This is a genomic window from Nocardia sp. NPDC059154 (assembly GCF_042755705.1).
Classification (GTDB): Bacteria; Actinomycetota; Actinomycetes; order Mycobacteriales; family Mycobacteriaceae; genus Nocardia.
Map to the genome: position 1 here is coordinate 6,686 of NZ_JBHZCS010000118.1, position 12,248 is coordinate 18,933.

Consider the following 12,248-nt stretch of genomic DNA (forward strand, 5'->3'; position numbering starts at 1 on the left):
ACTTCGCCGATCGCGATTCCCTGTTTTCCGCCGTCGCCGCCGTGGGTTATCGCAAACTGACCGCGCAACTGGTCGCGGCGGCCGCCGCGCCGGCCAATGCCGCGGACCTTGCCGAGATCGCGGGCGCCTATGTGCGGTTCGCCCTGACGCGGCCCGGGCTTTTCCGGGTGATGTTCTCCGAGCCGTGCGATCCCACCAGTCCGGAACGGGTGGCGGCGACCACCGCGATCCACGAGTACGTGAAATCGATTGTGCGGCAGATCTTTCCCACGGCCAGCGAGGAAGACCTGGCGACGGCGCTGTGGGCGTTGGTCCACGGCCTGGCCTTCCTGTACCTGCACGGGAAGTTCGACGCCGATTCCGTCGAAAGCCGTGTCCGGAGTGCCGTTTTCGCGGCGCTCGACGCGACGGTCACGTCCAGCGAGCCCTCGGGCGCCTGATCCGGGCCGCCGGTATGCCGAGGCGACCGGGCTCGCCGGTGGAGGAGTGGCGCCTCACGGCTTGCGAACCTGCAGCAATACCTTGCCCACGGTATCGGCGGAATCCAGCAGCGGGTGCGCTTCGGAGACATCGTGGATGGGCACTACGGCGGACACGACCGGCGCGACGGCGCCCGCGGAAATCAGCGGCCACAGCCGCCGGCGCAGGTCGGAAATGATCTCGGCCTTGGACCCGAGGCCGTATTCGGGACGGCGACGCAGGTTCGTCACGTGCACCGAGGCCCGTTTGCCCAGCATCACACCGAGATTCAGCTCGGCGACCGCCCCATCCTGGAGGCCGATGATCGTGAGGTCGCCGTCGGTGGCCAGGGCGTCCACATTGCGTTGCAGGTACCCGGCGCCCATGATGTCGAGGATCACGTCGGCGCCGCCGTACTCCTCGGTCACGACGGTGACGAAATCCTGATCGCGGTAGTTGATCAGGGTGTTCGCGCCGAGTTCCCGGCAGCGATCCAGCTTGAACTGCGAACCGGCGGTCACCGCCACGCGGGCGCCCAGCGCCCGGCCCACCTGGATCGCGTGCGTGCCGATGCCGCTGCCGCCGCCGTGGACCAGCAGCGTCTGGCCGGCGCGAAGACCGGCGGCCATCACCACGTTCGACCACACGGTGGCGGCCGCCTCGGGGAGCGCGGCGGCCGCGGTGAGACTCACTCCGTCGGGCACGGGCAGCAACTGCGTGGCGGGGACGTTGACCCGTTCGGCATAGCCACCGCCGGACAGCAGCGCGCAGACCGCGTCGCCCGGCTTCCAGTCCTGCACGTCGGCGCCGACCTCGGCGACGATGCCGGACACCTCCAGGCCGAGGATGTCGCTGGCCCCCGGCGGCGGCGGGTAGACGCCATAGCGCTGCATGAGGTCGGCGCGGTTCACTCCCGCGGCCACCACGTCCACCGTCACTTCCCCCGGGCCGGGGGCCGGTAGGTCGTCCACCTGCGACCACTTCATGACCTCCGGACCGCCGTAGCCGTCGAGCGTCACCGCGAACATGTCATCCCCTTTCGGTCACCGTAATGTGTACACCGCTTACATTACTCTCGAAATTAGCGCCGTCAACATTCGAGCCGTGGATCACGATCCCCGTGCGCATCGCCGGGGCCTGTCCCTCACTGCGCGGGCCCGCGCCGCCAGTGGACGATCTCCAGGGCCTGGCCGCTGCCCGCGCGGCGAGACGATCGGCCCCCAGGTCCGAAAAGTGCTGGCCGAGACGTCGATCGACGCCTCGGCCAGCACTTTTTCAGGAGATTCAGTGGGCTCCAACCCTTTTCAGTACCTTCAGCACGACGGTCAGCGTGGCTGCCCAGACCCGCTCCGAGACACCGGCCGGCGCCGTGAAACCGAGGAGGCGCTGGTGCGCAACCGTTTGCGGCTCCGTGTATTTCAGCAGGCCGTCGGCGCCGTGGCGGCGCCCGAGTCCGGAATCGCCCATGCCGCCCATCGGCGCGTCGACACTGCCCCAGGCGGCGGCATAGGCGTCGTTGACATTGACGGTGCCGGTGTGGATGCGGGCCGCGACCGCGCGGCCCTTCGCGCCGTCACCACTCCAGACACTGGCATTGAGACCGTAGGCGGTGGCATTGGCCAGCGCGATCGCCTCGTCGACGTCCCGGTAGGAGTAGATCGACACGACCGGGCCGAAGGTCTCGTGGTCGTAGAGCGTCATGTCCGGGGTGACACCGGTCAGGATGGTCGGTTCGTAGAAGAGCGGCCCGAGATCGGGGCGTGCCCGGCCGCCGGCACGCACGGTCGCGCCCTTGGCGACTGCGTCCTCGACATGGGCGGTGACCGTGTCGAGCTGGGACCGGTTGGTCAGGCACCCGACATCGGTGCTGTAGTCGTAGGCGGCACCGATCTTCAGCCGCTCGGTCCGGCCGACGAAGGCGGCGACGAATTCATCGTGGACGGCTTCGGCGACATACATGCGTTCGATGGAGACGCACAGCTGTCCCGTCGACGAAAAGCACGCGGAGACAGCGCCTTCGGCGGCGCGGTCGATATCGGCGTCGTCGAGGACGATCATCGGATTCTTACCGCCCAGTTCGAGCGAGGCGCCGATCAGCCGTTCCCCGGCGTCGCGGGCGATCTCCCGGCCACTGGCGGTGGACCCGGTGAACATCATGTAGTCGGCGTTGTCCATCAGCGGTGTGCCGATGGAACTGCCCCGGCCGACCATCATCTGCCATACCCCACGGGGCAGGCCGGCCTCGTGCATCAGATCCAGCGCCCACAGCGCGGTGAGCGCGGTCTGGGTGTCCGGCTTCTGCACGACGGCATTGCCGGCCATGAGCGCCGGTATGGCGTCGCCGGCGCCCATGCTCAGCGGGTAGTTCCACGGTGAGATGACCGCGACGACACCTTTGGGATGCCGCAGCTCCGTGGTGTGGGTCAGCACCGGGATCGCGCCCCGGCGGCGTTTGGGCGCAAGCAGTTTCGGGGCGCTGCGCGCGTAGTAGCGGGACGCGATCGCGATATCGGTGACCTCGAGGAAGGCATCGCGGCGGGTCTTGCCGTTCTCGGCCTGCATCAGGTCCAGGACCTCGTGCTGCCGCTCGAGCAGCAGGTCGTGGAAACGCAGCAGGATCGCCTTCCGCTCGTGCACGGGTGTGGCGGCCCAGGCCGGCTGGACGCCGCGAGCGCGGGCGAACGCGGCCTCGACGTCCGCGGGCGTCGAGACCGGCAGGGTGGCGAGCGGGTCACCGGTGTAGGGGGCCGTGGTGGTGACGTGCGCGGCGTCCGGTCCGGCCTCGACGCGTGCGGCGAGCCGCGCGAGCAGGGCCGGGGTCAGGGCAGCGGGCAGGTCCGAGGCGCGGGCCGGGGTGGATCTGGTGGCGTGGTCGATGGTCATAGCGGCTCCGGATTCAGTGCAATGCCGCGCGCAGCGTGTCCTGCGCCAGCTTGATCGCGGCGTTCGCCGCCTGGGTCGAGCGCAGCGCGTTCAGCATCACGAAGTCGTGGACGATGCCGCCGAACCGCACCTGGGTGACCTGCACCCCGGCCTCGCGGAGTTTGGCCGCGTAGGCCTCACCCTCGTCGCGCAGCACATCGGCTTCGCCGGTGATCACCAACGCCGGCGGGAGGCCGCGGAGCTGCTCGATCGACGCGCGCAGCGGGGACGCGTGGATCTCGTCACGCTGGGCGTCGTTCTCGGTGTACTGGTCCCAGAACCACTTCATGCCCTCGCGGGCGAGGAAGTAGTGCTCGGCGAACTGGTGATAGGACGCGGTGTCGAAGTTCGCATCGGTGACCGGATAGAACAGCACCTGCTCTCCTTCTGGTCTGGTGTTCTCGGGTTCCGGATGTACCGCGTTCCGGGACAGTCAGCGCCGGGTCGGGACCGAGGTCGGGACCGGCATGTGCAGGGCGAGTTGCCCTTCGGTGATCACATCGAGTCGAACGGTCTTGATCGGTGCGAGCGATCGCAGGTCCTCGGACAGCCGACCGCGGCCCAAGGTCAGGTCGACATTGCGGGGCATGCTCACGCTGCCGGCCGACAGCATGTTGGTCTGGCTGAGCGTCGAATGCCAGGCACCGGCGATCGATGTGTACGAGGTGAGCGTCGAAACACGCTCTCCGCTGCGGTATTCGGTCTGCGCGGGCGTGGCGACCGAGAGTGACAGGTCGGTGTTGCCGCTGTCGTCGGCGACGCGTGCCGTGGTGCGCGTGGCATCGATGTCGACGTCGATGTCGGTGACCCACTTGGGAAATCCGTAGCCGTCGTGCCCGCGGACCTGGGCGATATCGGTGTTCACCGGCAGCGACAGCACATAGGAATCGAGGTGATCGTTGTCGAGTCCGGCGAGCAGATCGACGAATCCGAGCCGGCCGTGCCGGGCCGGCCGGACGGCGACCCCGACGGCGGCTTCGGTGTAGAAGTCGATGTCGCACACGTCGTATCGGAAGAACACGACCGAGACCAGGCCGATCCCGGGCGCGACCTCCAGCGGCGCCAGCTCCTCCGGCAGGCGGGAACGGATCGTGCGCGACCGGGCCAGCATGGTCAACCGCGCACTCGACATGCGGTAGTAGAAGTTCGGGGTGAAGGTCTCACCGATCCGCGAGTCGACCTTGACCTTGGGTAGCTGCCGGAAGAAATCCACACTGCTCACCCGGGGATCCCGCGCCACTTCGTCCAGGTCGGTGTCCATCCGGAACCGGTCGTAGAGACCGCCTCCGGGCACGGTGACCAGGTGGCCACCCAGATCGACCTCGACGGTGCTGAGTTGAGTCGGTGACATCGGCGTACTTCTCTCGCTCGCTGGTGTGTGGGCGGACCGACGTTAACCGCGAATGTTAGCAGTGTCAACACTGGGGTGTGGGAATTCCGGCCGTTCTCGGTGCGGCCGATCGTCGCCCCGTGTTCCATGCCGGGACGACTCTCGGACGCGCCACGCCTCAACGGCATGCCACGGCCGAAATCACCTCGGGGGCAACGGGTATCGTCCCGTCATGAGCTCATCTCGAGGACTGCGTCGCACCGATGTCGGCGACGAGTCGCTGTGCCAGATCGGCCGAAGACTGCGGGTTCTGGCCCGTGTACAGATTCCCGTCGACCACGACATGCGGCCGCAGCGGCAGCCTCGCCTTGGAGTAATCGACGCCCAACTCCTCGAGCTTGTCCTCGAGCAGCCACGGGGCCTTCCGGGCGAACCGGTTGAGCAACTCCTCCCGGTTGGACAACCCGGTCATCCGGCGGCCGGCGAAGGGCGATGTTCCGTCCGGCGCGGTCGCGGCCAGGATGGCCGCCGGGGCATGGCACAGCAGCGCGAGCGGGCGACCGGATGTCAGCCGATGGCTCAACAGCGCACCCGAGGTCTTGTCGTAGGCGAGATCCTCCATCGGCCCGTGTCCGCCCGGGTAGAACACCAGGTCGAAGGCGTCCGCATCGACGGCATCGAGGGGCTCCGGTGTGGCCAGGACATCCGCGATGCTGTCGAGGTAGCGCTCCACTTCGCGGCGCTTCCATGGCATCCCACCGGCGATTCCGATGCTGAGCCGATCGAGCGTCGGAGCCTTGCCGCCCGGCGTCGCGACGGTGATGTCCCATCCGGCCTCGCTGAAGGTCCGGTGCGGAACTGCCACCTCCTCCGCCCAGTACCCCGACGGATGTGGCGTTCCGTCGTTCAATGTCCACCGGTCAGCGGCCGTGATAACGAACAGGACCTTCGTCACGCTCGTTCCTCCTGATGCGTTGTTCTGTAGACGGATTAGGGCACCGGCGGCCGGGTTGGAACGAGATCGGGAAAGCATCGATCAACTCGACACGCACCGCCGAGGCGACGAGTGCCGCCACGTAATGTATTCACCGCTAACATTAGCGGCAACGTTGCCCGCCGTCAATGGTGTTGGCAGCGCTTACATGGCAGTTCGGCGGTTGCTGGTCCATCGCAACACGGTGCAGTACCGCCTGCGCCAGATCACCGGCAGATACGGCATTGCGCGGACCGGTGACTCCTTCGATCTGCGGTTCGCCCTCGGTGTCTGCCGGTGGTATACGGCGATACTCCGCGCTTCCTGGCGTGAGGTGTTCGCAGAGGCGTGCGCGGGGACGGAGGCGTTCGTGATCCTGCAGCGAGGCCGGGCCGAAGCAGTGCTGTTGTCCGAAGCGAACTGGCTGACCGGTTGCGTGAAAGTCCCTGTGCCCGAGTGGAATAGGCAGCGATGGGCGGTATCGGACGTGCGAAGCTCCCTCCGCACCGCGGTCCATGTATCCGGTCGGCATACGCTGATCAGGAAACTGTACGGACCATTGTTCAGGGACGGCTCCGACGAAACCATCGACGCTGTGATTGCCCCGTGCGACTGGGTACGCATGTTACTTCCCGAACTCGGGAAATTCGCACAGCAGATGCGGCGAATGCCAGTTATATCAATTCCGTGAACCAGGAGATGGATCGGATATCTGATCAACCATATGCGCTGACGTGATGCCGCGGCGATCGCTACCATCGCGGGAGGGCACGACATCGCCGATGCCATCGAGTGCGGGATCGACCAGCGCAGGACCGAGGCGGAAATTCTCATGGAGGCCGCTGAATCCGATCGCCCACCGGGCGAGAGCGAGCGCGAGGAGCTCACGCGGTTGCGGGAACTCGCGGCGCATCGTGATGCGCCCGGCACCGGCGATCCGGCCGGTGCGCGGGCCGGGGGCGAACACCGCGGCGCACTGCGCTGGATGGCCACGGTCGTGCTGCTGGCCCTCGTCGCCGTCCTGGCAATCGGCTCGGTTCTCGCGCGATTCGCCCACGGCGAAGTGCTCGACACCGACCGCTACGTCCGGATCGTCACGCCGCTGGGGGCCGATCCGGCACTGCAGAGCGAGCTGGCCGACCGGATCACCGACGCGATCATGGATCGTGTCGATGTCGAGGCCATCACAGCCCAGGCGCTGGCGGCGATCACCGAGAGCAACCCGCGGGTGCCCGCCGCGTTTGTCGGGGTCGCCCCGCTGGTCGGCAAGCAAGCGCGAGACTTCGTGCGGGACACGGTGACGTCCGTCCTCGGCTCGGATGAGTTCGAGACCCTGTGGATTCAGGCGAACCGGCAGGCGCACACGGGCGTTGCCGCTGTCCTCACCGGCCGCGCCCATGCGGCAGTGGGGATGAGCGAGGACGGCACCGTGAGCGTGTCGCTCGGTCCGATCATCGACAGGGTGCGGACCGTGCTGACCGAAGAAGGTTTCACCTTCGTCGAGCAGGTGCCGGCCATCGATCGGTCCTTTGTGCTGTTCCGTTCGCCGGAACTGGTCAAGGCGCAGTGGTGGGTGTCGTTCCTGGACCGGGTCGACCGGGTGGCGCCGTGGCTCACCGTGCTCCTGGCGGCCTGCGCCGTCTGGGTCGCGCCGAAAGGCGCCCGCCGGCAAGCGTTTTCCTGGGTGGGGGTGGCGCTGGCGCTGGCCATGGCGGCACTGGCGGTAGCCATCGGCATCGCACGATCGGCGTACCTGCACGCGGTGCCCGCCGAAGTGATGACCCCGCAAGCGGCCGCGACGGTGATCGATGCCTTTCTCGTGCCATTGCGGACCACCGTGCGCGCTGTGTTCACGGCCGCCGTGGTCATCGCACTCGCCGGGTTCCTCAGCGGGCCCTCGAGATCCGCGGTCGCGGTGCGAGAAGGCTACAACCGGGTCCTCGCCGCGGTGCGGTCACGGCGAGACGACCGAGATCCACAGGCGATCGAATCCGCCGTGGGCCGGTTTCGCGGCCCGCTCCTGGGCGGCATCGTCGCCGTCGCGGTGATCGTCCTCGTCTTCTGGCGATATCCGACGGGGCTGGTCGTCATCGGGACGGTGCTCGTCACCATCGCCGCTCTGCTCGCCGTGGAACTGGTGGCCGGACCGCGGCCCGTCCGACGCGACCGAGCTCACCGCTGATCTCACGCGCCGGTCGCCGGGGCCCGGTGCCGCAGATAATGCCCGACAGCTGTGTCGTCCGATGCGACGGCCTTGACGATCGCTGCCGCACCCACGATCACCACCGACATCACGAAAAGCCAACTGACAGAGGTGAAAGCGAGCCCCCACGGCCCGAAGTGCTGCTGGGCTTGCGCCGTTATCCGTGGCAGCACGATGCGAGCGACCACGTGCACCGCGGTCAGCCCGATCGCCGTCAGGACGCCGGTCGTCCAGAGCACCCGCCCGGTCAGCACGCCCTTGGTGAGCAGGAACGGCGCGAACGCCCACACCAGGGTCCACACCGCGACCTCACCGAGCAGCGCGAGCGGCTGCCCCGCGACCCGAATCCGGGTCAGATCACGGGTCTGCTCGACGAGCGCGGTCGACAACGCCACCGCGAGCAGCGCGGTCAACCACCGCCAGGCATCCCGCGGCCCCATCGACGGCACCCGCCACACCGCCCCGTAGACACGGCCGAGCGCCCGAGCGAACGAGGTGCCACTGAGGATGATCATCAGCAGCCCGACCACACCGAACGCGGTCAGTGACCGATCCGATGACGTGGCCGCATCCCCGGCGTGCAAGACGGCGGGGTCGAAGCCGAACTGATCCCGAATGGTGTCGGTGGTCGGTTGCCAGCCGCTGAACGCCGACGCGGCGATGATCACCGGAAGCACCGAGGTGAAGATCTGCGCTGCCAACGCCAGTGCTCGATCGACGAGCTCGATCTCGACGAGGGTTTCGGCCACGAGCCATGTGGTCCGGCCGACAGGTGTGGCGCGTAACCAGCGGATAGCGGCCCGGGCGCGCGCCGCGGATGCTCGCCGAGCCGCCGCTGGTCGGGATTTCACGGAACGCGCGATGGGTCGATGGGCGACTGCCGCACGGGCGAGGTCACGAATACCTCCCTCAGCTCGACTTTCCACCGGTGATCCGAGACTCCGATCCATCAAACCAAGAACTGGTGTCCGTGCTGCCGCTCTGCGAGCAGCGAGTCCGCATCGACATGTGCACCGGCGAGGGCGATGCCGCCGCCGCGCCGGCACGGTGCCGCCGGTTCGCTGGCGCGGTGCCGGGTCAGCGGCGATGCTGGGAGTGAACTATGAGATGCGGCAAGGCAATTGGCGTAATCGCAAGCGATCGACCACAATTGAAGGAATGGGTGGCGTTGGGGTACGAAAGCTACGCGAGCTCTCGGCTGCCGAGTCACTGAAACGGCTGGCCGGCGCGCAATTCGGGCGAATTGTGTACTCGCGCCGTGGACTTCCGATCATCCGGCCGGTCAATCACATCGTCGAAGAGGATGTGGTGGTGGTGCGGGCGCAGCTGGGCGCCAGCCTGCTGCGGGGTGACGGCCAGGTGGTGGCGTACGAGGCCGACTCGTTCGACGAGCACACCCGGCAGGGCTGGAGCGTGATCGTCACCGGGGTCGCGCGGGTGGTGATGGATCCCGAGCAGGTGCAGCGCTACGAGACGCTGCTCGACCCCTGGATCAACCTGCCGATGGACCACGTCATCCGCATCGAGGCCGAGGTCGTCACCGGCCTCGAGCTGATCGACGAGGGCAGCTGACCGCACGCCACGTGCGACGGTGACTGTGACCCCGCACATACCACTCCGGTAGCGTGACACGCCGTTGGACCGAGCCCGGCAAACCGCCGGCAGGCTCGGCGCGGCCGGTGGCTCCCGATCACGAACGGCGGGTTCCGGCCGCACGCACGCGAGAGGAACCGCATTTGACAGCCTCGGAAAGGCAGCTACCGGACATCGGTACCGCACGCACGGACGACGAGGGGTATTCCCGCGGCCTGTCGCCGCGCACCATTCAGATGATCGCCATCGGCGGCGCGATCGGCACCGGCCTGTTCTACGGCGCGGGCGGCGCGATCCAGAAGGCCGGCCCGGCGCTCATCCTCTGCTATCTGGCCGCCGGCCTGGCCATCTTCGTGATCATGCGGGCCCTGGGCGAACTGCTCACCTACCGGCCCGTCGCCGGCAGCTTCGCCGAATACGCCAATGAGTTCCTGGGCCGCTTCGCGGGTTTCGCCACCGGCTGGACCTACTGGGCGGTCTGGGTGGCCACCTGCATGGCAGAGATCACCGTGGCCGGCAAGTACGTGCAGTACTGGTTCGACATCCCGCAGTGGGTGACCGCGCTGGTGGTGCTGGGCATCATGTTCATCGCCAACCTGGTGTCGGTGCGGCTGTTCGGCGAGGGCGAATTCTGGTTCTCCGCCATCAAGGTGACCGCCATCGTGGCCATGATCGTGATCGGCGTCGGCGTGCTGATCTTCCACTTCGGCCACGCCACCAACCCGACCGTCACCAACCTGTGGAACGACGGCGGCGTGTTCCCCAACGGTTTCGGGCAGGCGCTGCTGGCCCTGCAGATCGTGGTATTCGCCTACGTCGGTGTGGAACTGGTGGGCGTCACCGCGGGTGAGGCGCGTGACCCCAAGCGCACGCTGCGCAAGGCGATCAACAGCCTGCCGCTGCGCATCGGCCTGTTCTATGTCGGCGCGCTCGTGGTCATCATGTCGGTGTCGAGCTGGCGCACCTTCCACGCGGGCCGCAGCCCGTTCGTGGAGGTCTTCGAGCAGATCGGTATCCCGGGCGCGGCCGGCATCATCAATTTCGTGCTGCTGACCGCGGCGCTGTCGTCCTGCAACTCCGGCATCTACTCCACCGGCCGCATGCTGCGCAGCCTGTCACAGCGCGCGGAGGCCCCGGCCGCCCTGGGCTCGCTGAGCGGCCGATCGGTGCCCGCGGCCGGAATCGCGGTCTCGGCGGCGGTCATGGTGATCGGCGTGGCGGTGAACTACTTCTCGCCCGACAAGGCCTTCGGCTACATCACCTCGGTGTCCACCATGGGCATCATCTTCGTGTGGGGCGTGATCCTGGTCTGCCACCTGCTCTACCGCCTCCGCGTCAAGCAGGGCGTGCTGCCGGGCAGCGACTACCGCCTGCCGGGCGCACCCGTCACCACGGTGCTCGCCCTGGCTTTCCTGGCCCTGGTCGTCGTCCTGCTGTTCTTCACCGAGGACGGCCGCAGCGCCCTCGTGGTCGGCCTGGTCTGGGGCGTCCTGGTCTGCGCCGGCTACCCCCTGCTTTCCCGCAAGCACTCGGCGAGCGCTGTTTAACAGCTGATATGTAGGCGGGTTCTGTCAAGTGGCAGGTGAAAGCGGTCCCGGTAACGGCGGTTGCCGGGACCGCTTTCGTGTGCGGTCGAGCGGGGGTCTGTCCGTGGTCGTGTCGTGAGTTGGCGACGGCGTGGTCAGACTGATATGCGCGGGTTGGTTACCGCAGGACGACTCTTCGATGGGGACGGTGCCGCTGGTCTAGAGGTCGGGCGTCGCGACGCGAAAGGTGTTGCTGCCCATAGCTGTAGCGCGGGTCGTCCCGCACGCCGACCCGGAGTTTCCCCGCTCGGTCGCGGTCTGGGGGCCAGGTATTCAGCCGTCGAGAATTGCCAGTGACCAGCACCAGCCGGCGAGTTCGCGGGCGATGGCGACGTTGGCGATCACGGGGCGTTTGTGATGGGCGGTGAACTGTTCCCACCGGTGGTGCAGGCGGTGGTTGCCGGCGTGCCCGCGGGCGCGGGCCGCGGCGGGGGCCAGCGCCCAGCGCGCGCCCATGGTGGCGGTGGGGGCTCGGTAGGTCTTGCGATGGTGCCAGGCGGCTTCGACCAGCAGGCGGCGGGCGTGGCTGTTGCCGGTCTTGGTGATCGAGCCCTGGGATCGGGTGGCGCCGGAGGAGTATTCGGTGGGGACCAAGCCCAGATAGGCGCCGATGGTTTTGCCGGTGAACCGTTGCCAGTCGCCGATCTCGACCGCCAGGGCGAACCCGGTCAGGGTCGAGATGCCGCGCAGACACCCCAACCGGTGGACCATCGGGGTGTAGTCGCTGTCGGTGGCCATGGCGGTGATGGCGGTATCGAGCCGGTCGCGGCGGGCCTTGGTCAGCGTCATCGCTTCGTAGTCGGAGTCGAAGGCCGCCTGCAACGCGGGCCGCTCGAAGTGCTGGCTTCGCAACCAGAGATCATGGGCGCCGGTCCAGGCCGACCCACCGGAATACACGATCCCTTGGCGCAGAAGCAGTTTCGACAATCGGTGCCGGGCCCGCATCAGATCACCGCGCGCGTCCTCGCGGGCGCGGACCAGATCGCGGGCCGCTTCCTGGTCCGCGGTGGGTACCGCCACCGCCCCGATTTCACCCAGACGCAGCAACCGCGCCAGATGCAGGGCATCACGAGCGTCGGTCTTGACCCAATGCCGGGAAGTTTGGCTGCTGGAGTCGTTGTCAAGCTGTGTCGGCGAAGTCGAGGTAACAGGGCGGGAAGTTCAGGTCCAGCGCCGTGTCCG

General features: G+C 67.8%; 10 protein-coding genes and 2 pseudogenes. 5 read left to right on the forward strand and 7 right to left on the reverse strand.

All coding sequences use genetic code 11. From position 1 onward, the window contains the following. A partial coding sequence (locus ACFXN1_RS48875) for a TetR-like C-terminal domain-containing protein (protein WP_379464049.1) occupies positions 1–440 on the forward strand: 440 nt, incomplete at its 5' end. Between the two features lie 54 nt (positions 441–494). Here the strand turns inward: ACFXN1_RS48875 and ACFXN1_RS48880 are convergent. The 5 genes and pseudogenes from ACFXN1_RS48880 to ACFXN1_RS48900 form a co-directional block, all read right to left on the reverse strand. Further along, positions 495–1,487, reverse strand: coding sequence for an NAD(P)H-quinone oxidoreductase (locus ACFXN1_RS48880; RefSeq protein WP_379445481.1), 993 nt, complete (start codon positions 1,485–1,487; stop codon positions 495–497). 256 nt (positions 1,488–1,743) lie between these two features. Continuing rightward, positions 1,744–3,342, reverse strand: coding sequence for a succinic semialdehyde dehydrogenase (locus ACFXN1_RS48885; RefSeq protein ID WP_379445479.1), 1,599 nt, complete (start codon positions 3,340–3,342; stop codon positions 1,744–1,746). 13 nt (positions 3,343–3,355) lie between these two features. Then, a pseudogene (locus ACFXN1_RS48890) lies at positions 3,356–3,763 on the reverse strand (alpha/beta hydrolase fold domain-containing protein); the annotation flags it as partial. Between the two features lie 51 nt (positions 3,764–3,814). Continuing rightward, positions 3,815–4,732, reverse strand: coding sequence for an acetoacetate decarboxylase family protein (locus ACFXN1_RS48895; protein ID WP_379445478.1), 918 nt, complete (start codon positions 4,730–4,732; stop codon positions 3,815–3,817). Between the two features lie 217 nt (positions 4,733–4,949). Beyond that, a complete protein-coding gene (locus ACFXN1_RS48900) occupies positions 4,950–5,666 on the reverse strand; it encodes a type 1 glutamine amidotransferase domain-containing protein (protein ID WP_379445476.1) in 717 nt (238 codons plus the stop codon). A 154-nt stretch (positions 5,667–5,820) separates the two neighbouring features. Between ACFXN1_RS48900 and ACFXN1_RS48905 the strand changes: the two genes are divergently transcribed. Together ACFXN1_RS48905 and ACFXN1_RS48910 are read left to right on the forward strand one after the other, a co-directional pair. Beyond that, positions 5,821–6,375 carry a hypothetical protein gene (locus ACFXN1_RS48905; RefSeq protein WP_379464051.1) on the forward strand — a complete coding sequence of 185 codons (555 nt, stop codon included), beginning with the start codon at positions 5,821–5,823 and terminating at the stop codon, positions 6,373–6,375. A gap of 141 nt (positions 6,376–6,516) precedes the next feature. Beyond that, positions 6,517–7,866, forward strand: coding sequence for a hypothetical protein (locus ACFXN1_RS48910; RefSeq protein ID WP_379445473.1), 1,350 nt, complete (start codon positions 6,517–6,519; stop codon positions 7,864–7,866). Between the two features lie 2 nt (positions 7,867–7,868). Here the strand turns inward: ACFXN1_RS48910 and ACFXN1_RS48915 are convergent, their stop codons facing one another. Further along, positions 7,869–8,636: a hypothetical protein gene (locus tag ACFXN1_RS48915; protein WP_379445472.1), complete on the reverse strand. Its 768-nt coding sequence runs from the start codon at positions 8,634–8,636 to the stop codon at positions 7,869–7,871. Positions 8,637–9,045: 409 nt separating this feature from the next. On the opposite strand from ACFXN1_RS48915, the gene ACFXN1_RS48920 reads away from it, so the two are divergent. Both ACFXN1_RS48920 and ACFXN1_RS48925 read left to right on the forward strand, forming a co-directional pair. Next, positions 9,046–9,459: a pyridoxamine 5'-phosphate oxidase family protein gene (locus ACFXN1_RS48920; RefSeq protein ID WP_379445470.1), complete on the forward strand. Its 414-nt coding sequence runs from the start codon at positions 9,046–9,048 to the stop codon at positions 9,457–9,459. Between the two features lie 164 nt (positions 9,460–9,623). Beyond that, positions 9,624–11,027 (forward strand): amino acid permease, encoded by a 1,404-nt coding sequence (locus ACFXN1_RS48925; protein WP_379401473.1) that lies wholly within the window; start codon positions 9,624–9,626, stop codon positions 11,025–11,027. Positions 11,028–11,339: 312 nt separating this feature from the next. Here the strand turns inward: ACFXN1_RS48925 and ACFXN1_RS48930 are convergent. Continuing rightward, positions 11,340–12,152, reverse strand: a pseudogene (locus ACFXN1_RS48930) (IS110 family transposase); the annotation flags it as partial. Positions 12,153–12,248: the final 96 nt, after the last annotated feature.

Excerpts from the sequence above, each read along its gene's own strand:
- ACFXN1_RS48880 (WP_379445481.1), bottom strand. The coding sequence starts at position 1,487 with ATGTTCGCGGTGACGCTCGACGGCTACGGCGGTCCGGAGGTCATGAAG.
- ACFXN1_RS48885 (WP_379445479.1), bottom strand. The coding sequence starts at position 3,342 with ATGACCATCGACCACGCCACCAGATCCACCCCGGCCCGCGCCTCGGAC.
- ACFXN1_RS48895 (WP_379445478.1), bottom strand. The coding sequence starts at position 4,732 with ATGTCACCGACTCAACTCAGCACCGTCGAGGTCGATCTGGGTGGCCAC.
- ACFXN1_RS48910 (WP_379445473.1), top strand. The coding sequence starts at position 6,517 with ATGGAGGCCGCTGAATCCGATCGCCCACCGGGCGAGAGCGAGCGCGAG.
- ACFXN1_RS48920 (WP_379445470.1), top strand. The coding sequence starts at position 9,046 with ATGGGTGGCGTTGGGGTACGAAAGCTACGCGAGCTCTCGGCTGCCGAG.